Source organism: Geothrix sp. (genome assembly GCF_030219325.1).
GTDB lineage: Bacteria > Acidobacteriota > Holophagae > Holophagales > Holophagaceae > Geothrix.
In genome coordinates, this window is sequence record NZ_CP126625.1 from 722094 (window position 1) to 745013 (window position 22920).

At 68.5% G+C, this 22920-nt stretch carries 18 protein-coding genes; 3 read left to right on the forward strand and 15 right to left on the reverse strand.

Annotated elements, in window-relative coordinates; genetic code table 11:
• Positions 1-414: 414 nt before the first annotated feature.
• From serC to QOZ81_RS03270, 10 genes are all read right to left on the reverse strand, one after another.
• Positions 415-1515 (reverse strand): 3-phosphoserine/phosphohydroxythreonine transaminase, encoded by a 1101-nt coding sequence (gene serC / locus QOZ81_RS03225; RefSeq protein ID WP_291201699.1) that lies wholly within the window; start codon positions 1513-1515, stop codon positions 415-417.
• A 55-nt stretch (positions 1516-1570) separates the two neighbouring features.
• The gene (locus tag QOZ81_RS03230; RefSeq protein WP_291201696.1) at positions 1571-1969 is read right to left on the reverse strand and encodes a GxxExxY protein; all 399 of its coding nucleotides are present in this window, start codon (positions 1967-1969) and stop codon (positions 1571-1573) included.
• A gap of 8 nt (positions 1970-1977) precedes the next feature.
• Positions 1978-2850, reverse strand: a complete 873-nt coding sequence (locus QOZ81_RS03235; protein WP_291201693.1) for an NAD(P)-dependent oxidoreductase — start codon at positions 2848-2850, stop codon at positions 1978-1980.
• A gap of 11 nt (positions 2851-2861) precedes the next feature.
• Positions 2862-4112, reverse strand: coding sequence for a DUF1015 domain-containing protein (locus QOZ81_RS03240; protein ID WP_291201690.1), 1251 nt, complete (start codon positions 4110-4112; stop codon positions 2862-2864).
• 181 nt (positions 4113-4293) lie between these two features.
• A complete protein-coding gene (locus QOZ81_RS03245) occupies positions 4294-5025 on the reverse strand; it encodes a response regulator (protein ID WP_291201687.1) in 732 nt (243 codons plus the stop codon).
• Positions 5026-5071: 46 nt separating this feature from the next.
• Positions 5072-6340, reverse strand: coding sequence for a glycoside hydrolase family 113 (locus QOZ81_RS03250; protein WP_291201684.1), 1269 nt, complete (start codon positions 6338-6340; stop codon positions 5072-5074).
• Between the two features lie 150 nt (positions 6341-6490).
• The gene (locus tag QOZ81_RS03255; protein WP_291201681.1) at positions 6491-8107 is read right to left on the reverse strand and encodes an energy transducer TonB; all 1617 of its coding nucleotides are present in this window, start codon (positions 8105-8107) and stop codon (positions 6491-6493) included.
• 175 nt (positions 8108-8282) lie between these two features.
• The gene (locus QOZ81_RS03260) at positions 8283-9530 is read right to left on the reverse strand and encodes a hemolysin family protein (protein WP_291201678.1); all 1248 of its coding nucleotides are present in this window, start codon (positions 9528-9530) and stop codon (positions 8283-8285) included.
• Between the two features lie 13 nt (positions 9531-9543).
• Positions 9544-11007 (reverse strand): heparan-alpha-glucosaminide N-acetyltransferase domain-containing protein, encoded by a 1464-nt coding sequence (locus tag QOZ81_RS03265; protein WP_291201675.1) that lies wholly within the window; start codon positions 11005-11007, stop codon positions 9544-9546.
• Between the two features lie 10 nt (positions 11008-11017).
• Entirely contained in the window at positions 11018-12526 is a 1509-nt protein-coding gene (locus QOZ81_RS03270; RefSeq protein WP_291201672.1) for an amino acid permease, read from the reverse strand.
• Between the two features lie 102 nt (positions 12527-12628).
• Here QOZ81_RS03270 and QOZ81_RS03275 point away from each other — a divergent pair, with 102 nt between their 5' ends.
• Positions 12629-13333 carry a ComF family protein gene (locus tag QOZ81_RS03275; protein ID WP_291201669.1) on the forward strand — a complete coding sequence of 235 codons (705 nt, stop codon included), beginning with the start codon at positions 12629-12631 and terminating at the stop codon, positions 13331-13333.
• A gap of 7 nt (positions 13334-13340) precedes the next feature.
• Here the strand turns inward: QOZ81_RS03275 and QOZ81_RS03280 are convergent, their stop codons facing one another.
• A complete protein-coding gene (locus QOZ81_RS03280; RefSeq protein WP_291201667.1) occupies positions 13341-14435 on the reverse strand; it encodes an NADH:flavin oxidoreductase/NADH oxidase in 1095 nt (364 codons plus the stop codon).
• A 102-nt stretch (positions 14436-14537) separates the two neighbouring features.
• Between QOZ81_RS03280 and QOZ81_RS03285 the strand changes: the two genes are divergently transcribed.
• Entirely contained in the window at positions 14538-15215 is a 678-nt protein-coding gene (locus tag QOZ81_RS03285) for an ERCC4 domain-containing protein (RefSeq protein WP_291201665.1), read from the forward strand.
• A gap of 44 nt (positions 15216-15259) precedes the next feature.
• Here the strand turns inward: QOZ81_RS03285 and QOZ81_RS03290 are convergent, their stop codons facing one another.
• Positions 15260-16594, reverse strand: a complete 1335-nt coding sequence (locus tag QOZ81_RS03290; protein WP_291201663.1) for a cyclic 2,3-diphosphoglycerate synthase — start codon at positions 16592-16594, stop codon at positions 15260-15262.
• A gap of 153 nt (positions 16595-16747) precedes the next feature.
• Here QOZ81_RS03290 and QOZ81_RS03295 point away from each other — a divergent pair, with 153 nt between their 5' ends.
• Positions 16748-19621, forward strand: coding sequence for a DUF748 domain-containing protein (locus QOZ81_RS03295; protein ID WP_291201661.1), 2874 nt, complete (start codon positions 16748-16750; stop codon positions 19619-19621).
• Between the two features lie 304 nt (positions 19622-19925).
• Here the strand turns inward: QOZ81_RS03295 and QOZ81_RS03300 are convergent, their stop codons facing one another.
• The 3 genes from QOZ81_RS03300 to QOZ81_RS03310 form a co-directional block, all read right to left on the reverse strand.
• Positions 19926-20585 carry a 1-acyl-sn-glycerol-3-phosphate acyltransferase gene (locus tag QOZ81_RS03300; RefSeq protein ID WP_291201659.1) on the reverse strand — a complete coding sequence of 220 codons (660 nt, stop codon included), beginning with the start codon at positions 20583-20585 and terminating at the stop codon, positions 19926-19928.
• A 53-nt stretch (positions 20586-20638) separates the two neighbouring features.
• On the reverse strand, positions 20639-21943 hold the full coding sequence (locus tag QOZ81_RS03305; RefSeq protein WP_291201656.1) for a protoporphyrinogen/coproporphyrinogen oxidase: 1305 nt from the start codon (positions 21941-21943) through the stop codon (positions 20639-20641).
• A 299-nt stretch (positions 21944-22242) separates the two neighbouring features.
• Positions 22243-22824: a peroxiredoxin gene (locus QOZ81_RS03310; protein WP_291201653.1), complete on the reverse strand. Its 582-nt coding sequence runs from the start codon at positions 22822-22824 to the stop codon at positions 22243-22245.
• Positions 22825-22920 lie beyond the last annotated feature (96 nt).

Consider the following 22920-nt stretch of genomic DNA (forward strand, 5'->3'; position numbering starts at 1 on the left):
AATAGTGGAACGCAGAGGACGCCAGGCGTCGCAGGGGACACAAAGAAAAGGCCAAAAAGGGGAACCACCGATGAACACCGCAACGGGGATTGATGGAAAAGCCTTTTGCCGGAGATGAACGGAGATGGACGGTGATGGGGCCGTTTGTCACGCAGCATGGGCTCCACCCAGGGGCGCCGCCACCGAGCCTGTTGGGAGCTCGGCGGCGGTGCCCCTGGGTGACTTCCGGCTGGGCCGGAAGCCGCCGAAGGCGGGCCCATGCGGGGAATGCCCTGCTTTATCGCCGTTCATCTCCGGCTGAAATCAGTCGGCTCTTCCTCTGTGTCCTCTGTGTTCCTCCGTTGATCTGGATGAGCCCCAAAGAAAACGGACCCAGCCATCGGGCCAGGTCCGCGCTTTGGATCGGGATGGTGCCTACCCGTTGGTCTTGACGAACTGCTCCATGAAGTCCACGAGGGTCTTCACGTTGTCGACGGTGACGGCGTTGTAGGTGCTGACGCGGATGCCGCCGATGTCGCGGTAGCCCTTCAGGCCCACCATGCCGGCCTTCTTGGCCTCCTTCACGAACTGGTCGTCCAGCTCGGGGGTGGGCAGGAAGAAGTCCACGTTCATGAGGCTGCGGTGGCTCTTCTCGGTGACGAAGCCTTTGTAGAAGCCCGCGTGCTTGTCGATGCAGCCGTAGAGCAGCTCGCCCTTCTGGCGGTTGGCGGCCTCGATGGCCTTCAGGCCGCCCAGGCTCTTGTTGTAGGCCAGGACGTTGCGCAGGATGTAGATGCCAAATGTAGGCGGGGTGTTGTAGAGCGAGTTCTTCTCGGCGTGCAGCTTGAAACGCAGGTAGCTGGGCAGGTCCTGGGCCTCGCACATCTCGAGGAAGTCCTCGCGGATGATGGTGAGCGTGACACCCGAGGGGCCCAGGTTCTTCTGGGCGCCGCCGTAGATGAGGCCGAAGGGGCTCACGTCGAAGGGACGCCACATGAAGTCGGAGCTCATGTCGCAGACGTAGGGCACGTTGCCGACCTTGGGGAACTCCTGCCACTGCGTGCCTTCCACGGTGTTGTTGGACGTGAAGTGCACGAAGGAGCTGTCGGCGCCGACCTTGATCTCGCTGTCGAAGGGCAGGCGGCTGAACTTCTGCTCCTTGGTGCTGGCGGCCACGCGGACGTTGTCGCCGGCCACGAGCTTGGCTTCCTTGGTGGCCTTCTCGGCCCAGTTGCCCGTGACGATGTAGTCGGCCTTGCGGCCGGCGCGCAGCAGGTTGAGGGGGATCATGCCGAAGCTGAGGTGCGCGCCGCCCTGGAGCATGAGCACCTTGTAGTTGTCGGGGATGCCCATCAGCTCCTTGGTGAGGGCGATGGCCTCCTCGTGCACCGCGTCGTATTCCTTCGAGCGGTGGCTGATCTCCATGACGGACATGCCCGTGCCGGCGAAGTCCAGCAGCTCTTCCTTGGCGCGTTCGAGGGCGGGCAGGGGCAGGCCGGCGGGGCCGGCGTAGAAGTTGATCGCGCGATGGGTCATGGGAACCTCCAAAAAAAACGTAACCGCGAATTTCGCGAATGGGCGCGAAACAGGATCAGGTGCTTAGGATCAAGCGCATCCAATCCAATTTGGGGGCTCCAAAATTGGCCAGGATGGCGAGGGCATGGCCTGTGGCCTTCAGGTAGTGGAGGGCCTGGGCCCGTTCTGGATCGCCGAGGGCCTTGATGGCCTTCAGCTCGAGGATGATTTGACCATAAACCAGGAAGTCCGCCCGGTAGGTATGAGACAGGATTTCCCCTTTGTAATTCAATGCGATGGGGATTTCCCGCAGGAATGGGATGCCGCGACGACTGAGCTCGAGGGCCATGGCGTCCGCATAGACGGCCTCCAAGAACCCATGGCCAAGCACGGAATGGACCTCCATGGCGGCACCCACGATGGCAAACGCCTCGTCCTTGAACAGGAGATCTTCCTTCGCGCCCATTCGCGTCATTCGCGGTTTCAGCCTTTAAAATCCTGAAGAATCAGAACGACCTCATCGCCGATGCGGCCGAGGTTCTCCTTGGAGCTGGCGCCCAGGTGGGGGGCCATGAAGACGTTGGGGGCGGTGAGCAGCGGGCAGTCCGCCGGCGGCGGATCGCTGGGCCACACGTCGGTGCCGTAGGCGCGGAGCTTGCCGCTGGCGAGGGCGGCTGCCACGTCCGCATCCACGATGCACTTGCCCCGGCCGGTGTTGATGAGGATGAGGCCGTCCTTGGCCTTGGCCAGGAAGTCGGCGTTGATCATGCCGCGGGTCTCATCCGTGAGGGGCAGGTGCATGCTGATGACGTCGGCCTTGGCGGCCAGCTCGTCGAGGCCCACGAGCCGCGCGATGGGGTGCTCCTTCAGGTAGGGATCGTAGGCGATCACCTCCATGCCGAAGGCCTGGGCGCGCTTGGCCACTTCCGTGGCGATGTTGCCGGCGCCGATGAGGCCCAGGGTCTTCTTGAAGAGCTCGGTGCGCTTCAGCTCGCTCTTGAGGAACTTGCCCTCCTTCATGGAGGTGTGGGCCTCGATGAGGCGCGCGGGGATGGCCACCATGAAGGCCATGGCCATCTCCGCCACGGCCACGCTGCTGGCCCGGGGGGTGTTGACGGCCTTGATGCCCTTCTCGGCGCAGAGCTTCTTGTCCACGTTGTCCATGCCCACGCCGCCCCGGATGACGAGCTTGAGGTTGGGGGCCTTGGCCACGAGGTCGGCATCGACCTTGGTCTTGGAACGGACGAGGAGCGCGGTGGCCTGGCCCAGAGTGGCCATGTCGGAGCTGACGGTGCCGAAGGGGGCGAGGCGCTCCGGCAGCTTGGCGTCAAAGGCATCGGCGATGAGGATGTGCATGGGATCTCCGTTCAGCCTTCGTACATCCGGACCAGCAGTCCGGAGCGCAGCTTGGGTTCGAACCAGGTGGACTTGGGCGGCATGACCTCGCCGGCGTCGGCCACGGACATGAGCTGGGTGAGGGAGGTGGGATACACGGAGAAGGCCACGGCGCAGCCTTCCTTCACGCGGCGCTCCAGCTCGTCCATGCCGCGGATGCCGCCCACGAAGTCGATGCGGGTGTTGGTGCGGGGATCGTCGATGCCGAGGATCGGGTTCAGCAGGTTCTCCTGCAGGATGCTGACGTCCAGGCCGCGCACGGGATCGCTGGCGGGGAAGCTGCCGGGCTTGGCCTTGAGCTCGTACCAGGTGCCACCGAGATACATGCCGAAGGTGGTGGGCGCCTGGGCGGCGCGGTGGGTGGACACGGCCACGTCGAACGTCTCCCGCACCTTCTCCAGGAAGGCTTCCTGGCTGAGGCCGTTGAGGTCCTTCACCACGCGGTTGTAGTCCATGATCTTCAGCTGGTCGTGGGGGAAGACCACGGCCATGAAGCTCTCCCAGGGCTCGTCGCCGTCCAGGGCCTCGCCCCTGAGCTGGGCCTCGGCGCGGCAGTACTGCCCGTACCGGATGGCGGCGGCGGTGCGGTGGTGGCCGTCGGCGATGTAGAGGGCCTCCACGCCGTTGAAGAGGTGCACCAGTTCGTAGACCACGGTCTCGCCCGACACGACCCACACGGTGTGGCCGATGCCATCCGGGGTGACCACGTCATAGACGGGCACCTGCTTGCGGATGTCGTTCACGATGTGGTCGATGTAGGGCACGGCCTTGTAGGTGAGGAAGACGGGCTCGGCGTTGGCGGCCTGCTCGGTGACGTGGCGGGTGCGGTCGTCTTCCTTGTCCTTGCGGGTGAACTCGTGGCGCTTGATGAGGCCGGTCTCGTACTCCTCCACGGAGCAGAGGCCCACCAGGCCGGCCTGCACGTGGTCGCCCATCTTCTGCTGGTAGACGTAGAGGCAGGGCGTGTTCTCGTGGAACAGGGTGCCGCTCTCGATGAGCCCGCGCAGGTTCGACACGCCCTTGGCGTAGACCTCGTCGGCATGCACGTCGATGCCCGCGGGCAGGTCGATCTCGGGGCGGCCTACGTGGAGGAAGGAGTGGGGGTTCCCCTTGGCCAGCTCGGCGGCCTCCTGGGTGTTCACCACGTCGTAGGGAACGGCGGCCACCTGGGCGGCCAGTTCGGGCCGGGGGCGGTACGCGCGGAAGGGCTTCAGCTGGGACATGGACACCTGCCTGGGAAGGGGCCCCCGCGGGGCCGCACAGGCGCCATTATTCCCCCAAGGGTGCCCATTGGGGGCCCAATCGCTGACCCCCCGGTTGGGTTTTGACGAAAGTCCCATTCTCGGGCCGATTTACGGGCGAACCGTCAAGGCCGGCCCCATCGGCGGGGCTTGGTCAGACCACCTAGGCCTCGCCGAACTCCGGGTTCCGGTGGTCGGAGATCATGGCGGCGTTCATGAGCAGCTCGGTGAGGGGCAGGTCGATGCTGGGCTCCACGCGGCAGGTCTCCACGAACTCGATGTCGGGCTTGTCCCAGCAGAGGATCTCGTAGGCGGCGGGCAGGCCCTCGTCGGCGCGGTAGGCCGCGTGCACCACCTCGCCGAGCTTGAGGTAGAGCAGGCCCATGCCGGCCTCGGACTTCACGGTGAGGGTGCAGGACTTCTTCTCCCAGTTCAGCAGCTGCAGGATGCTGTTCAGGCCGATGCCCCGGACCATGCCGGCGGGCTCGAACTGGGCGGCGGCGCGGATGGCGTCCATGAGCAGGGTGAGGCGGGGCGGCTTGGTGAGGATGCGGATGGCGCCCAGCTGCAGGGGCGTGTTCAGGTGCTGGCTCTCGTCCAGGCCCGTCATCACGATGATGGGCACCTGGGGGTAGAAGCGGCTCACCTTGGCGATGAGGTTGAAGCCGTCCATGACGGGCATGTTCAGGTCGGTCACCAGGACGTGGACCGGCTCGTTGCGCAGCATGGCCAGGGCCTGGCCGCCGTTCTCCGCCATGATGATCTTGAAGCCCTGCAGGCCCTTCAGGCCGGCCCGGTAGAGGCTCAGGGTGGCGCGGTCATCCTCCACCACCAGCAGGGTCTTGGTGGGGACTTCCGGCATGGGCATGGGGCGGGGGCGGGTGGGTAGGCTCATGATGCGAGGTCTAGCATAACCCTGGGAAGGCCCGGGCCGGGCACCCTTAGCGGGCCTCGCCCTTGGGAATCTTGCGGGTCGGGGCCGGCTCCAGGGCCAGGATGGCCCGGGCCTCCGCGCCATCCTGGGGATTCCGGGCCTCCCAGTCCAGCACCCAGGGCGGCAGCTCGGCGTCCTCGTAGTCCCGCAGCTTCCGGTGCCAGCTCACCAGGGACTGGACCACGGCCTCGTGGATGTTCTCGGCCCTGGGCGGCAGGTGGCGGTCCCAGATGGGCTCGCGGAAGTACTTCCGCAGGGTGGCCTCGGCGGGCTTGCCCCACACGGCGTAGGTGCGGTCCGTGGGGCCGCCCACGGGCTTCACCTTGAGGTGCTCGCCGTAGAGGTAGTAGAACACCGCGTCGCCGTCGCTCCAGTGCCGCAATACGCCGAAGGCACCCTTCAGCAGCAGGTCCTGCAGGGCCAGGTCCAGGGGCTTGTCGGTGCGGAAGTCCCAGGGCCCCACGTGGGCGTGGGCCACGGAGGGGTAGCCCACCTCGGTGATCATCACGGGCTTCCCGAACCGGGCCGTGAGGGTGCGGGCCTTGTAGACGATCCACCACCAGGCGTCGCGGATCTGCTCGGGGGTGGGGTAGTCGTCGTACTTGGCGATGGGGTCGTAGGTGTTGATGCCGATCACGTCGAGGCAGTCGCCGAAGGTGAAGCTGTCGTGGCTGTCGAAGTTGACGCTGTAGACCAGCTTGCCCTTGAAGACTTGCCGCACCGCGGCGGCCAGGCGCCGCCACTGGTCGGGGAAGGGATGGGTGGAGGCCATCTCGGTGCCGAGGCTGTACCACTCCACGCCACCCTCCTGGGCCAGCGCCGCCAGCCGCACGTTGAAGGCCGTGTAGTTCCGCCACCAGAGGTCCCAGTCGTCGGGCTTGATGTTGCCCCGCCACCACTCGGCGTTCTCGGCCTCGTCCCGCATGTTGATCGTGGGGAAGAACATCATGCGCAGGCCGCGCACCCTGGCCTGGTGGAAGGTGCGGCGCAGGGCCGCCTCGGTGGGGCTGGAGGTGGGATGGCGGCGGATCTCCACGCTGTGGCCCGTGTCCATGCGGTAGATGGCCTGCAGGCTCACGCAGGTGGCCCCGGTGGCGGCGATGCGGTCCAGCTCCTCGGCATAGTCGTAGTCCGGCACGCCGGCGTAGAGGCCCAGGACGAAGCCCCGGGGTTGGGGCACCAGGGCCCGGCGCTGCGTGCGCCGCACGAAGTGCAGCGTGGCCGGCAGGGCGAGCAGGGCGATCAGGATGAGGGCGATTCGGATCTGACGGGGCATCGGGCAGGGCTCCAGGATCCAGCCTAGCGGCTGAATCCTGGAGATAGGAACTGCTCCGCAGTTCCAAACGCTTTTCCTAGCTCGCAAACCGCAGGTTTGCGAGCAGACCGGGCGATCGATCGGGCCGCCTCACCGGGTGGAGGATGGTTCTCAAAGCTCGCGAAGCCGGAAGGGCATCGTCAACCTGAACCGGGCGTAGACCGAGGTGCCGTTGAGCAGCGCCGGCATGAACCGCCAGCGCGAGGCGTACTCTTCCGCACAGCTCTTCAGCTGGGGCGGCCCCTCCACGGCATGCGTGCCATCGGGGACGCCATCCGGCCCCACGACGATCTCCACCACCACCGTGCCCTGGATCTTGGCGATCTTCGCCAGGGGTGGGTAGGGGGGCGCCGGCGGCTGGTACCGGATCCTGATCTGGCTGAAATCGAAATCGACGATCTTCGGGCGGCCGTCGGCCTGGTCCAGCCCATTCGCCATCCCTGCCGGCAGGGCCGGCATCCCCCCGGGGACTCCCCCGGGGGCACGCTCATCCCGCCAGCCTGGCGCCCTGGTCTCGGGCAGCGGGGGGAGTGGCACCTGGGACCGCCAGGCCGCGGCCTTGGCGGGGTCCTTGGCCAGACCCACCCCGTGGTCATGCATGAAGGCCAGGTGGAGCATGCAATCCGCGTCCTGCTGCTGGGCGCCCTTCTGGAACCAGGCCAGGGCTTCCTTGAGGTCGGCCTTCGTCCCCATCCCCCGTTCATAGGAGCGGCCAGCCAGGTAGCAGGCCGGGACGTGGCCCTGCCGGGCCGCCGCCAGGTACCACTTCATGGCCTCGGTCAGGTTCCGTCGCACCAGGCGCCCCTGTTCATAGATGGTTCCCAGGGCCACCTGGGCCTCGGGATCCCCGGCCTCGGCGGCCTCCTTCTTCTGCGAGAACGGGGCGGATGCGGGTCCGCCGGAGGGGCCTCCGACCACGCCACCGATGACCCCGCCAGGGGTTCCGGCGCTGGGCCGCCCGGCCTGGAGTTCGGATTCTCCCCGCCACTTCGCGATCAACGAAGGATCCTTCGGCTGGATCTCCCCGGAGGCCATGAGGCTCGACAGGCGCAGCAGGGCATCGGGTTCGTGCCCATCCGCCGCCTTCCGGAACCACGTCAGGGCCTGGACCGGATCCGCCTCCGTGCCCATCCCCTGCTCAAGGCAGGTGCCCAGCCTGAACATGGCCGTCGGCAATCCCTGATCGGCTGCGGCGGTGTACCAGGTCAGGGCCTTCGAGTAGTCCGGGACGATGCCGCCCTTGGTGTACCAGTCGCCGAGGATGAGCTGGGAAGCCATGTCGCCGGCTTCCGCGGCCCGGGCGGTCAGGTTGTGCGATTCGGCGTCGTCCCGTTTCGTGCCCAGGCCCCTGGCGTATTTCAGGGCCAGGTAGCGCATGGACCGGACATGCCCCTGGTCGGCGGCGAGTCGGAAGTAGCGTACCGACGATACCTGGTCGGCGGACACGCCATGCCCGTTGCCATAGAGCAGGCCCACCTCGCATTGCGCCTCGGCGTGCCCCTGGTCGGCGGCCTTCTTCAGCCACCGGAAGGCCTCCGGGTAGCTTTTGGGGAAGCAGATGGCGTCCTCATGCATCATGCCCAGGATGTACTGGGCCTGGGCCTGTCCCTGCTCCGCCAGCGTGGTGACGGCTTTGACGAAGGCATCGGCGCCGGGGATGGTGGCTGGCGGTTCGCCTGCAACCGCCATGCTGCAGGCGAGGATGGGAACGAGCAGGCGGATGGTCATGGGCAGGCGCTCCAAGCTCCAGCCTAGCGGCAGGACGTCGGGAACGGCTTCGCGGTTCCATGCTTTTCCTAGCTCGCGGAGGGAAGCTCCGCGAGCAGGCCCGTGGCATAACCTCCTCGCCGGATCCTTGCTCCGCCGCCCTGCCCCGCAGGGCGCTCTGCGATCCGGCGGTCGGCTAGATCCGCTCCACCCGCACCTGCACGATGCGCGTGCCCTCCATCCGCAGCACGGTCAGGCGGGCGCCCTCGACCTCCACGGACTCCTGGGGCCGGGGGACATGGCCCAGGCTGGCCATGACGAGGCCGGCCAGGGTGTCGAAGCCGTTGCGCTCCCAGGTGAAGCCCAGGGTCTCGGCCACGTCCTCCACGTGGGAATGGCCCGCCACCAGCCACACGCCGGGGGCCTGCTCGAGCAGTCCGGCGGGGGCCTCATGCTCGTCCTGGATCTCGCCGAAGACCTCCTCCAGCAGGTCCTCCATGGTGACCAGGCCCGACACGCCGCCGAACTCATCCACCACCAGGGCCAGCTGGGTGCGGGCCCGCTGGAGGTCGCGCAGCAGCTCGGCCACGGGCTTGCTCTCGGGCACGAAGTGGGCGGGCTTGAGCAGGGTGGCGAGGGGCGGCTTCGCCCCGTCCGCCAGCTGCATCAGGTCCTTGAGCAGCAGCACGCCGCGCACCTGCTCGATGCTGCCGTCGTACACGGGCAGGCGCGAGTGGCGGCTCTCGGTGAAGGCCGCCCAGGCCTCGCCGATGCTGGCCGTGAGGGGCAGGGCCACGATGCGCGTGCGGGGCGTCATCACCTCGCGCACCACGGTGTCGCCGAAGGTGACCACGTTGCGGATGAGCTCGCGGTCCTCGGCCTCGAGGATGCCCTCCGCCTCGCCCTCCTCCAGGAGGGCCGTGACGGCCTCCTCGGTGGTCTCCTCGTCATCGTCGTCCTTGGCCCGCTCCAGCGCGTGGCGGCGGTCGATCATCCGTGCCAGGGGGTTGACCAGGGGGCCGAGGAGGACCTGGGCCGGACCGTAGAGGGGGTAGAGCTGCACCAGCCAGAGGGCGGGATCGCGCGAGGCGAGCAGGGCCGGAAGGAGCAGGTCCAGCAGCCAGAGGCCCGCCAGGACCAGGAGTCCCAGGGTCCAGGCGCCGCCGGGCAGGGCCTGGTGGACCGGCCACAGCAGGGCCACCAGGACGAGAAGCAGCAGCTGGTTCCAGAACTCCAGGCCCATGCCCAGGCTCCGGGGTCGCTCCAGAAGCTCCGCCAGCCGCGGGTCGGTGATGGTCTCCTCTTCCAGGAGCCGGCGCCGCTGCAGGGAGGGCAGGGCGTGGAAGGCCGACAGCAGGATCGCCATGGCGCAGCGGTAGAGCCCCACCGCCAGGGCGGCGAAGAGGAACCAGGTTGGGGTGGCGCTGCCGCCGGATTCAGCCATTATCCAGAGGATTCTAGCGCGTTTCCCGGCGGGACTCGATGAGGCGGGCGGCCTCGGCCCGGGCGCCTTCGCCGAGGTGCAGCTTCAGCCGCTCCGCCTCGCGGAAGTACTCCTGGGGATCGCGGCAGAGGCCGTCGGGTGTGGGTGGCAGGCCCTTGCGGACCCGGGCGGCGTTGAGGAAGCGGTAGGGCTCCTTGGCCAGCTCGGGGCTCTGGAGGAAGTGGCGGAAGGTCCACCAGCCGCCCAGCACGAACCACACGCCCAGCACGGCCACGGCCCGGTGCTGGAGGCGGCGCATGAGATCCGGCGTGTGCCGCACCTGCTGCCAGGCCACGCCGGCCCAGAGGTTCAGGCCGATGATCAGGGCGGTCATCACCAGGGTGCCCGTCCAGCCCAGGCTGCCCCAGCCCCAGCCCGTGAGGCCGATGACCGCAGGCGCCAGCAGCACGCTGAAGATCATGTTGAGGTGAAGCATGTAGAGCAGCAGGGACTCGGCGCTGGCGGCCTTGATGGGGTTCGGCCCGCTCCACTTGGGCCGCACCAGCTCCACGGCACCCATGAGGGATCCGCCCAGCAGGATGAAGCCCAGGCGCCCGGCGACGCTGGGGAGCGTGGCGTTGGCGATGCCGCCCAGCTCGCTGTAGGTGAAGGCGCCGGAGCGGCTCTGCAGGAACCAGACGCCGTTCTGCTGGACCCACTGGCCGCCCCAGAGCCAGGCGTGCTGGGCGGAGGAGCCCCAGGCCAGGAGGGCCGCGCCGACGACGGCGAGGGCCACGAGAAAGCGGGGTTCGCTCCAGCGGGCCTTCCCATCGACGGGCTCCACGCGGAAGTGCCGGTAGAGGCCCCCCAGGAAGGCGCCGAAGGCCGGGAAGGCGATCCAGGGGAACAGCGGGAAGAGGGCCTGCACGCCGCGGTCGGGGTTGCCGTTGAAGAGGCCGCGGAGGGGCAGCCAGAGGCCGTCCGCCACGCCCGTGGCCCAGAGCGAGGGCGAGATCAGCGGCACGAAGATGGCGATGAGGAGCGCCAGGCCGGTGAAGAGGCGGGGGTTGCGCACCAGCCGCGCCAGGAGCTGCAGGATCAGCAGCGAGAAGACGATGCACTGCAGCACGTCGATCTTGAACAGCTCCCGGGCCTTCTGCGCGGTGTTGAGCACGGTCCAGTCGGCGGCCGTGATGCCCGGCGCGTGCAGGGCGTAGGCGCAGAGCAGGATGAAGCCCAGGCGCCGGGCGGTGTCGGGCCAGAAGGGGCGCAGGGTGCCATCGGTGCGGAAGGTGGAGATCACCAGGCTGTAGCCCGCCGCCATGGTGAAGCTGGGCGCCACCAGGCCGTTCAGGTAGTTCAGCCAGTCCGGGCGCAGGCCGGCCTGCAGCCACACGTTCACCGCGTGGACCTCGATCATCACGATCACCGCCCAGCCCCGCAGCTGGTCGATCCAATCGCAGCGCTTCGAGGGGGTCAGGTCCGTCCAGAGCGACATGGCCCGTCCCCTAGCTGGCGTTGTGCCGCATGACGCTGTGCTTCCTGCCGTAGGCGAAATAGATGATGAAGCCGAGGGCCAGCCAGGCGATGAGCCGCCACCAGTTGGCCACGGGCAGGGAGAACATGAGCATGAGGCAGGTCAGCACGCCCATGATGGGCACGACGGGCACCCAGGGGCAGCGGAAGGGGCGCTCGGCTTCGGGGTGCTTCTTGCGCATGATGAGCACGGCGGCGCAGACGATGACGAAGGCCAGCAGGGTGCCGATGTTGGCCAGGTGCAGCAGGGCGTCGATGGGCAGGAAGCCCGCCAGGGCGCCCACGAAGAGGCCGACGAGGATGGTGGACTTCCAGGGCGTGCGGAACTTCGGGTGCACGTCGCCGAAGGTGGCCTTGGGGAGCAGGCCATCCCGGGCCATGGCCAGGAACACGCGGGGGCCGCTGAGCATCATGACCAGCAGCACGGAGGTGATGCCGCTGACGCCGGCGGTGGCGATGAGCCCTTCGGCCCAGCCGATGCCCTTCTGCTTGAAGGCAGTGGACACGGGGGCGTTGATGTCCAGCTGGTCGAACTTCACCATGCCCGTCAGCACGGCCACCACGGCGATGTAGAGCACGGTGCAGACCAGCAGGGAGACGATGATGCCGATGGGCACGTCGCGCTGGGGGTTCTTGGCTTCTTCCGCGTGGGTCGATACCGAATCGAAGCCGATGTAGGCGAAGAAGATGATGGCCGCGCCGGCCATGGTGCCGATGGGCGCGCCGCCGCCATCCACCATGCCCGCCACCCGGTGCCCGAAGAAGCTGATGCCGGTCCAGCCGAAGGGCGCGAAGGGATGCCAGTTGGTGGTGTTGATGAAGAAGGCGCCCACGCCGATGACGAAGAGCACGGCCGCCACCTTGATGGCCACCATGACGCCGTTGAAGGTGGCGCTCTCCTGGATGCCCTTCACGAGGATGGCCGTGATGATGGCCACGATGATGAGCGCGGGCAGGTTCACCATGGCGCCCGTGGCGGCGAAGTGCCCGTTGCTGGGGTCGTACTTCCACGGAGATTCGCTCAGCAGCTTCGGAATGTGGATGCCGACCTTGCTGACGGCGCTCTGGAAGTAGGCGGACCAGCCAGTCGCCACGGCCGCGCTGGACACGCCGTATTCCAGGATGAGATCCCAGCCGATGATCCAGGCGAAGAGTTCGCCCAGGGTGGCGTAGGCGTAGGTGTAGGCCGAGCCGGCCACGGGCACCATGGCGGCGAATTCCGCATAGCAGAGGGCCGCGAAGATGCAGGTGATGCCCGCGATGACGTAGGACACCATCAGCGAGGGGCCGGCGATGTTGTGCGCCGCGGCGCCGGTGGCCACGAAGATGCCCGCGCCGATGATGGCCCCGATGCCCAGGGCCGTGAGCTGCACGGGGCCGAGGACGCGGCGGAGGCGGTTCTCCCCCTTGGCCTCCTCCAGGAGGAGGGCCAGGGGCTTGCGGGCGAACAATTGGGACTCGGTGCGCGGTTCGTTCGACATGAACAAGACTCCATGCGATCCGGTAGGTTGGAACCCGGAAGGATGTTCCAGGAGGGGACTGCCAAGTGGGGCTCCCGGCGATGCTAGCAGATATGATGCCCCATGCTTCCCGATGCCCTGAGGTCGCGCCTCGCCTTGGCGCGGAGGTCCCTGCTTCCCTGCCGGGGCTGCCTGGGGCCCGTGGGCGAAGGCGCCGAGGCGGGCCTCTGCGGCCGCTGCTGGGGCGGGCTGCTGCCCCTGCCCGAAGGGCGCTGCCCCCGTTGTGCCCTGGTGCATGCCGAGGCGGACTGTCCCGAGGCCACGGCCTGGGACTGCGGGGATGCGCTCTGGGACTACCACGGCGGACGCCCGCCCCTGGGGGCCCTGCTCCTGCCCGGCATCAAGCAGGGCGAGGCCGGCTGGCGGAAGGCGCTGCTGGGCCGCGTGCTCCGCGGTCCGCTACCGGACTGGGCGGCCGAGGTGGACTGCGTGACCGCGGCACCCAGCGCTTGGCCCCACCGCCTGCTCCGCGGCTTCGACCTCAGCGCCGAGGCGGCCCGGCTGGTGGCCGGGCGCCTCGACCGCCCTTTCACACCTCTGCTGGCCAAGGGCTGGCTTCGCGGGCGGCAGGCCTCGCGCACGGAATCCCAGCGCCGCCGGCTGCCGAAACGGGCCATCGGCCTGCGCCGCGGGGCCGCGCCCAGGGGCCTCATCCTCCTGGTGGATGACGTCTGGACCACGGGCACCACCCTGCTCCGCTGCGCCCAGGCGCTGCGGGCGGGCGGCGCCGACGAAGTGCGCGTGTTGACGCTGTTCCGGGCGCTGTGAGGCGGCTTCAGACCCTTGGCTGTCTCAGCGGCACGGACCCCTTCGCGGCCCGGGCGTACTGGGCGGGCCAGGGCACCTCGACGCCGAGGGCCTGCGCGGCGCGCAGGGGCCAGCGGGGTTCGCGCAGCAGCTGGCGGGCCAGCAGCACCAGGTCGGCGGCGCCCTCGGCGAGGATCTGTTCGGCCTGCTCCGGCTCGGTGATGAGGCCCACGGCACCCGTGGGCAGGCCCGCCTCGGTGCGGATGCGGGCCGCGAAGGGCACCTGGTAGCCGGGCCCCAGGGCGATCTTCTGCAGGGGCGACAGGCCGCCCGAGGAGCAGTCCACCAGGTCCACGCCCAGGGCCTTGAGCTCCAGGGCCAGGGCCACCGACTGGTCCAGGTCCCAGCCACCATCCACCCAATCCGTGGCGGAGATTCGCACGAGGAGGGGCAGCTCCTCGGGCAGGATGTTGCGCAGGGCGCCGACGATCTCGCGGACCAGGCGTGTGCGGTTCTCGAAGGAGCCGCCGTACGCATCGGTGCGCTGGTTCGAAAGGGGTGAGAGGAACTGGTGCAGCAGGTAGCCGTGGGCGGCGTGGACCTCGATCACCTGGAAGCCCGCGGCCAGGGCCTTGCGGGCCGCGTCCATGAAGGCCTCGATGACGGCCAGGATCCCGGCCTCATCGAGGGCCGTGGGCACGGTCCAGCCCGCGTCGAAGGGCAGGGCGCTGGGGGCCACGGGCGTCCAGCCCCCGGCGGCGGGAGGCACGCTGCCGCTGCCCTTCCAGGGGGCGAAGGCCGAGGCCTTGCGGCCCGCGTGGGCCAGCTGGATGCCGGGTACGGCGCCCTGGGCCTTGATGAAGTGGACGCTGTGGGCCAGGCCCTCGGCCTGGGCCATGTTCCAGAGGCCGAGGTCCTCGGGGCTGATGCGACCCTCGGGCAGCACGGCCGCCGCCTCCGTGAAGACCAGTCCGGCCCCGCCCTGGGCTAGGCCGCCGAGGTGGACCAGGTGCCAGTCATTGGGCAGGCCGTCCTGGGACGAGTACTGGCACATGGGCGACACGGCGATGCGGTTGGGCAGCGTCACACCACGGAGTTGCAGGGGGCGGAAGAGGTTCGTCATGGGGGCTCCAGCTTGGCTCGGAATGGGGCCCCTGCCCCATTCCGAGTTAGGGTAATGCGTCTGGGGCATGAACACGTCAAATCCCTTCCATGAGGTGGCGTGATGAATGGAGGTTCTGGCGGTCCGCAGATCCGGGTCTGGGTCGATGATCGAGAGGCTCGGGGATCGGCTGTGGCGGCCCAATTGGCGGCGATGAAGGATGTGTCCATTATGGTGAAGCGACTTCGGACGGGGGATTACCTGATCGAAGGAAAGGCCGTATTGGAGCGGAAGCGTGTGCGGGATTTTCTGGAGAGCCTTCGGCAGGGACGCCTGTTCAGCCAGGCCAACAGGCTCGCATCCTCACCCTTCAGGGCCTTTCTGATCCTTGAGGGGCAACCTCAGGAATGGCGAGGGGCAGGCGTAACCCGTGATGGAATTCAAGGCGCGCTTCTGGCCTTGGCGATTGGATTTGGCATTCCTGTCTTGCGCTCGCAGAGCGAAGAGGAAACAGCCCGGCTGATCCTCTTCACGGCCCGGCAGCTCCATTCACAGGCAAAGGTCGCCATCCGGCGCCCGGTACGCATCCATGGGAAGCGGGCCCGTCAGGTCTACATCCTTACGGGCATTCCCAATGTCGGTCCGAAGCGAGCCCTCCGACTGCTTGAGCGGTTCGGGACCATCGAGGGTGTGATGATGGCCAATCTCGAGGCCCTGATTGAAGTGGAAGGAATAGGGAAACAGACGGCCCAGCGAATCCACTGGGCCGTCCACGAAACCACGAATTCATATCGTTCTTGATTTTTTCCTAACTCGGGGCGCGCAGCGCCCCGAGCCATACGGCCCTACGTAAGCGAAACCAGCACCGACAGCGCCTTCTTGACCTCGGTCTCCAGCTGGCCGACCTTGACCTCCGCCAGGTCGTAGGTGGCCCGCAGCATGGGCTTGTTCACCTTGAGGACGCGGGTGATGTCGATGGGCGTGGCGGAGAGCACGACGTCGCAGGGGGTGGCCTCGATGGTGGCCTCCAGGTCCTTGATCTGGGCCTCGCCGTAGCCCATGGCGGGCAGAATGCCCTGGGCGTTGGGGTACTTCTTGTAGGTGGCGGCGATGGACGCCACGGCATAGGGCAGGGGGTCCACGATCTTGGCGGCGCCACAGTTCTTGGCGGCCACCACGCCGGCGCCATAGGTCATGGAGCCGTGGGTGAGGGTCGGGCCGTCCTCGATGATGAGCACGTTCTTGCCCTTGACCATCTCGGGTTTGGTGCAGGTGACCGGGCTGGTGGCGCGGATGACCACGGCCTTGGGGTTGACCTTCTTCGCATTCTCCTCGATGGCCTTGATGTCCTCTTCCTTGGCGGAATCGCACTTGTTGATGAGGATGATGTCGGCCATGCGGAAGTTGGCTTCGCCGGGGTGGTACAGCATCTCGTGGCCCGTCCGCAGGGGATCGGCGACGACGATGTGGAGATCGCACTTGTAGAAGGGCAGGTCGTTGTTGCCGCCGTCCCAGAGGATCACGTCCGCTTCCTTCTCGGCGCTGCGGATGATCTGCTCGTAGTCCACGCCGGAGTAGATGACGAAGCCGTTGTCGATGTGCGGCTCGTACTCCTCGCGCTCCTCGATGGTGCACTCGTGCTTGTCGAGGTCGGCGTATTCCGCGAAGCGCTGGCAGGCCTGCTTGGCCAGGTCGCCGTAGGGCATGGGATGGCGGATGGCCACGACCTTCTTGCCGAGGCTCTTCAGGATGTTGCTGATGTAGCGGGTGGTCTGGCTCTTGCCCGCACCGGTGCGGACCGCAGTGATGGCGATGACCGGCACCTTGGCCTGGATCATGGTCTTGTCGGCGCCCAGCAGCTCGAAGTCCACGTCGTGGGCGATGCAGAGGCTCGCCAAGTGCATGACGGTGGTGTGCAGGACGTCGGAATAGGAGAAGACGGCGACGTCGGGCTTCAGGTTCTGGATGACGTCCACCAGCTCGGACTCATCGAAGATGGGGATGCCCTGGGGGTAGAGCTTCCCGGCCAGCACGGCGGGGTACTTGCGGCCCGCGATGTCGGGGATCTGGGTGGCGGTGAAGGCCACCACTTCGAAGTCCGGATTGTCCCGGTAGACGGTATTGAAGTTGTGGAAGTCGCGTCCCGCGGCCCCCAGGATCACCACACGCCGTGTCGCCATGACACTATGCCTTTCGGTCCAGCGGCGGGCCGACACGCTCGATGGTGGCAGTCCTGGCCCTACCGCGACCCAGGGAGGATAGCCCCGTTCCCCGTCCCTTGAAAGGGGGAGGTGTCCCCGGTCACAGATGTCCAATGGGTCTATGCTTTTCCCATGTCCATACCAGCCTTCCTTTCGACCTTTTTCCGTCGTTGGCGGCGCCTGCTCCTGGTCCTGGCGACCATCTACGGGCTCTGGCTCCTGGCGGGTTTCTTCCTCATCCCCGCCCTGGCGCGGCCCCGGATCGAGCGGGCGGCGACGGAGGCCCTGAAGCGCCCCGTCACCCTGGCGAAGCTGCGCTTCAACCCCTTCACCTTCGGGACCACCCTGGAGGGGCTGCGGGTGGCCGAGCGCGAGGGGGGCGACTGGATCACCCTCCGCCACCTCTACGTGAACTACGATGTCTGGCGCCTCCTGGGGCACACCGTGGCCTTCTCCACCATCGAGGTGGATGGCCTCACCTTCCGGGCGACGCTGGATGCCAGGGGACGCCTCAACTTCCAGGATCTGCTGGAAGGCGACGGCAAGCCCGTAGCGGCGGCCCCGGCGAAGGAACCGGCCTGGATCCTGGATGTGCGCCGCTTCGCCCTGCGCGGGGGCCGGGTGGAGTTCCAGGACCGCTCCGGGACCGCGCCCTTCCAGACGGTGGTGGGCCCCATCTCCTTCACCCTCGAGGGACTGCGCACCGAGGTGGGCCACCGCAGCGGCGTCGCGCTGGAGGCCTGGACCGAGGCGAAGGAGCACCTCGTCTGGAAGGGCGACCTGGGCTTCCAGCCCTTCGCCTCGAAGGGCAGCCTGGTGGTGGAGAACATCTCCCTGCCCAAGTACCGGCCCTACGAGCAGGAGCAGGTCGCCACGGAGATCCGCAGCGGGACCGCCGCGGTCCGTTCCCAGTATCGCCTCGAGTGGGGGAAGGACCACCACGTGGTGGAGCTCTCCGACCTGGGGCTCACCCTCAGGGACGTGAAGCTGGCGGAGCGTGGCGTGGCCGAACCCGCCGTGGAGCTGCCCCTGCTGGAGGTCCAGAACGGCAGATTGGACCTGCTGGCATCGTCCATGGAGGTGGGCGCCATCCGTGCGGAACAGGGCGTGGTGCGGATTCAGAAAGCCAAGGAGGGCGGCCTGAATCTGGCGCGGCTCTTCGCGCCGACGAAGCCCAAGGTGAAGAAGGAGGATGAGAAGCCCTTCAAGCTGCTCATCCGCGACCTGGCCCTGCGGGGCTTCCGCCTGGGCTGGGAGGACCTGGGCCTGGCACGGCCCGTGAAGGTGGAGGCCACGGACCTGAACCTGCACTGGCAGGACCTGTCCCTGGATCCCGCGGCTTCCGGCAAGGCTTCGCTGGACCTCAAGCTGGCGGCGGGCTCGCTGAAGCTGGAGGGCAGCCTCGCGCCCCTCAAGGCCAGCGGCGACCTCAGCCTCAAGGCCGAGGGCCTGGACCTGGGCACCTGGGATCCCTACCTGGACTCGGCGCTGGACCTGCGCGTTGCCTCCGGGAAGCTGGGCGTGGACGGCCGCCTGCATTTCGCCTTCGAAGGACGGAAGTCGGACGGCCTCACCTTCCTGGGCGGCGCCTCCGTCCTTGGGCTGGAGGTGCGCGATGCCCTCCTGAACGAGCCCTTCCTCCGCTGGAAGCAGCTGCGGCTCTCGGGTGCCGACCTCCGCACCGCGCCCCTGGCCGTGGCCATCCAGGCCGTGGATTGGATCGATCCCGAGGGTCGTGTGGTGGTGCAGCCGGACGGCAGCACCAACGTGGCCCGGGCCCTGCGCCTGGCGCCCGCCGGCAAGCCCGCCTCCCCGGCTGCCGCCGTGCTGCCCGCCACGCCCGCCTCGGCGCCGGACCTGGGCATTGCGAAGCTGGGCATCACGGGCGGCCGCCTCAGCTTCATCGACCGCTCCGTGCAACCCAGCGCCGCCCTGGTGCTGAGTGACCTGGAGGGCTCGTACCTGGGCCTGTCCAGCCGCCCCGACGCCGCCTCCAAGGTGGACTTCCGCGGCAAGGCCGGCGGGCTCGCGCCCATCACCATCCAGGGCCACGCCATGCCCCTGCGCAACGACCTGGACACCGACGTGGTCCTGAAGATCCTGGGCGCCGACCTCACGGACTTCACGCCCTACACGGGCAAGTACCTGGGCTACACCGTGCAGAAGGGCAAGCTGAACGTGGACGCCCGCCTGCGCATCGACCACCGCAACCTCAAGGCCGAGAATGCCGTGAAGCTCGACCAGTTCTACCTGGGTGAGAAGGTGCAGAGCCCCGATGCCACGGGCCTTCCCGTGAAGCTGGGCCTGGCCATCCTCCGCGACCGCAAGGGCGTCATCGCCTTCGACCTGCCCATCGAGGGCAGCCTGGATGATCCCGACGTCAAGTACGGCAAGCTCGTGTGGAAGGCCGTCTTCGGGCTCCTGGGCAAGATCGCCACCTCGCCCTTCACGCTCATCGGCAAGCTCTTCGGCAGTGATGCGGGGGACCTGAGCAGCCTGGCCTTCGCGCCGGGCTCCAGCAGCCTGGAGGCTGCGGCCACGCCCAAGCTCCAGGCCCTGGCCAAGGCGCTGCAGGAGCGGCCCGAGCTGCGCCTCGACGCCGAGGGCGCCGTGGACGCCGACCAGGATGGCGCCGCCCTGCGGAAGGCCGCCCTGGAGGCGCTGCTGCGGCGCACCCGCATGGCCACGCTCAAATCCGCTGAAGAACAGCCCGTTCCCGCCGCGGAGCGCGAGCGCTGGGTCAAGGCCGCCCACGAGGCCGCCTTCCCGCCCCCGAAGGAGGCGAAGGGCGTCCAGCCGACCCCGCCGCCGCCCGTGGCCGAGATGGAGCAGCGCCTGCTGGGCACCCTCAAGGTGGATCCCGCGGACCTGGCCCAGCTGGCGGACGCGCGCGTCAAGCGGGTCCTCGCCTGGCTGCTGGACACCGCCAAGGCCGACCCCGCCCGGGTCTTCGAAGTGAACACCGGGCAGGCCAAGGGCGCGGTGGTGGCCTTCGCGCTGAAATGAGGGTCGGCGTCGCGGCTCACTTCCAATTTGAAAACAGACCCTATGCCCCTGCGACGAGGCACCACTTGAGCTGAAAGCATGGAACCGCGAATGCCGCGAATGGACGCGAATCCGCGGTGGATGGGCCGCCTGGGCCTTCGGCCACCAGCCGCGCCCCGCGTGGCTGGCCGATCACGGGGCGGCGCTACCGGCCTTTAGGAGCCGGCGAATCCGCCCCGTGATCGGAGGCGGAAGAATGCTCGTTCCACCTTCGCGCGCCCAAAGGGCGATTCGCGGCATTCGCGGTGGGCTTTTTGGGCAGACCCTAGCTCGCGGCGGGTCGCTCCCGCAGTCCATGCACGTGCTCGTACAGGGCCTGGATGAGCGGCAGGTCCCGGTCCAGGTCCCCGCTGGGGTGGAACAGGGGCATCAGCCGGATCACGTGCTCCCGGTAGTCGAAGCCCACGGGCAGGATGGGGACGCGCGCCGCCACGGCGATGCGGTAGAAGCCGCTCTTCCACTGGCTCGCGCCCTTGCGCGTGCCTTCGGGGGCCAGGGCGAGCATGAGGGCGGGGGCCGACTCGAAGGCGTGCACGCAGGCGCCGACCACGCCATGGCTGGCGCTGCGATCCACGGGGATGCCGCCCAGCCAGCGCAGGAAGGAGCCGAAAGGGGCGCGGAACAGCGAGTGCTTGCCCAGCCACGAGGCTCGCAGCTCCACCGCGAAGGCCACGGCCACGCCCACCACGAAGTCCCAGTTGGAAGTGTGGGGCGCCACGATGAGAACGTACTTGGGATCGGCGGGGAAGGCGCCCTCGATCCGCCAGCCGGCCAGTTCCAGGTAGCGCCGTCCGAGGGCCCGCCAGGCCCAGCCCCGGGGCTGGTGGAAGGCGGGTGGGACCGGCTGGTATTCCTTGGCCTGCGACAAACCGGACCTCGCGAAGGTGGATGAGATCGAAGCTGGGGGTGCCAGCAGGTTAACCATTCGGCGATCCCGCCGCGATGCGGTGTTTCTGCCCAGCGGACCGGGAACCGCCCTCAGGGGAGCGGGGCCCCTGCCCAGGCTTCCAGGCCCTCGGTGAGCTCCGGGAGGCCGGGGCCGAAGCGTGCGGCGCCCACCCAGTGCAGGCCCGGAGGCAGGGCCTGGACCAGCCGCGCCACCCGTCCCCCGTGGCCGGGTTCCAGCAGGGGGAAGGCGCCGGGACAGGCCTCCTCCCGCACCTGGATGGCCTCCGGCAGCTCTGGCAGCCAGCGGCGCAACTCGCCGAAGACGCCGGGCCACCCATCCAATTCGGGGGCCACCGGGTACGTGCCGCCGAGATAGGTTCGCACCTGGAGCAGACCGGGCACGCCCCGGGGGTCGTCCTCGGCGAAGGCCACGGCCCCCAGCAGGCCGCGCCCTTCGGGGGGATGGACGAGCAGCCCGAAGCCCCGCTCCCAGCCGGGCACCGGGGCATGGCGGCTGTGCCAGACGCGGAGGTCCAGGGATGGAATTCCCTCCAGGAGGCGGGCCGCCTCCTGCGAGACCGGGGCCAGGAGTGATGCGGCCTGACGCGAGGGCAGGGCCACCACCACGGCGTCCGCCTCCGAGGCGAGGCCCTCGCCGCGCACCCGCCAGCGCCCGCCGGGCAGGACTTCCAGGGTCTGAACGGGAGTCCCCGTCCGCACGCAGCCCAGGCGTTCCGCGAGGCTCCGGGCCAGGGTGCCGGTACCGCCCGGGAGCAGGCGCGTGCGCTCCGCGCCCAGCCGGAGGCCGCCCAACAGCAGGCCCCCGTGGGCATCCAGCTGACGCAGGCGCGGGAAAGCGTCCAGGCCCAGGCGCTCGGGCGGAGCCGCCAGCACGCCACCCACCAGGGCCGGCAGCAGCTCCCGGGCGAAGCCGGCACCGAGGCGGCGGGCGAAGAAGGCGTGCAGGGTTTCATCGGGATCTGTTCGCGCCGGAATCAGGGGTTCCGCCAGCATGCGCAGCTTCTCGCCGAGGCTGAGCCCCGGCGCGCGCAGGAGGCCGCCAAAGGTGGCCGGGCCGGGGTGCCGCCGTCCGTCCTTGCCCAGCCAGCGGGGGCCCTTGGGCCCGGTCGGGTACGGCTCCAGATCCAGCTCCAGCAGCAGGCGCGCCAGGGCCCCTTCCCGGGCCACCCGGAGGCCCTGGGGCCCACGCTCCAGCCAGCCCGGTTCGCCCTGCGGGCCCGGCCAGGCCAGCGTCTGCGCCCACCCGCCCACGGCCGAAGCGGCCTCCCAGACCTCGACCTCCCGGCCGCGCCGCTGCAGGTGCCAGGCCGCCAGGAGGCCGGAGATCCCGCCGCCCAGGACGATGACGCGGGCTCTATGTGCGGTGGTGTCCACATGGCTCCGGAAACGGGTGCTTCCGGAGTATGAAACAAAAGCGGGCGTCTTTCGGCGCCCGCTTCGCTCGCTCTCCGGCGATCTACTTCGAAGCCACGTAGGCCTTAAGACCGTCGGAAGTCGGCCTGGCTCGGGCCTTCGGCCCTCGGGGCTTTGCCCCCGCCATCGGCTGCGCCGATGCGGCCCTATCCTCCCTTCACTGCGTTTCGGTCGGATGGTCATGGCCCCGAAGGCCATTCCGCCTCTGCGTACACGCCGCGGGCGCCTGTCGGCGCCCGCTCCGTTCGTTCTCTGACGATCTACTTGGAAGCCACGTAGGCCTTCAGACCCTCCGCGTTCGGCTTCATGGCCTTCTGTCCCTTGTGCCAGTTGGCAGGGCAGACTTCGCCGTGCTCTTCGCTGAAGTCCACGGCGTCCAGGAGGCGCAGGACTTCCTCCACGCTGCGGCCCAGGTCGTTGTGGTTCACGGTGATGTGCTTCAGGATGCCGTCCTTGTTGATGATGAACAGGCCGCGCAGGGCGATGCCGATGGGCAGCAGCACGTTGTAGTCCTGGGCGATGGTCTTGTTCAGATCCGAGACCAGGGGGAAGGTGACGCCCTGGATGCCGCCGTCCTTGCGGGGGGTGTTCACCCAGGCGTGGTGGCTGAACTTGGAGTCGACGCTCACGCCGATGACCTGGGTGTTGCGGGCCTCGAACTCCTTGAGCGCGTCGGCGAAGGCCAGGATCTCGGTGGGGCAGACGAAGGTGAAGTCGAGGGGGTAGAAGAACAGGACGACCTTCTTGCCCTTGTAGTCGGACAGCGAGATCTGCTTGAACTCGCCGTTGACGAGGGCGTCGGCCTTGAAGTCGGGTGCGGGCTGAGTGACGAATGCGGCCATTGGTGCCTCCTTAGCGGGGACTTGCCCCTTGGGTTCGATGGGAATAATCAGGCTACGGCGGGCCCCGGAGGCGTTCAAGGAAAATATCCGACCAAT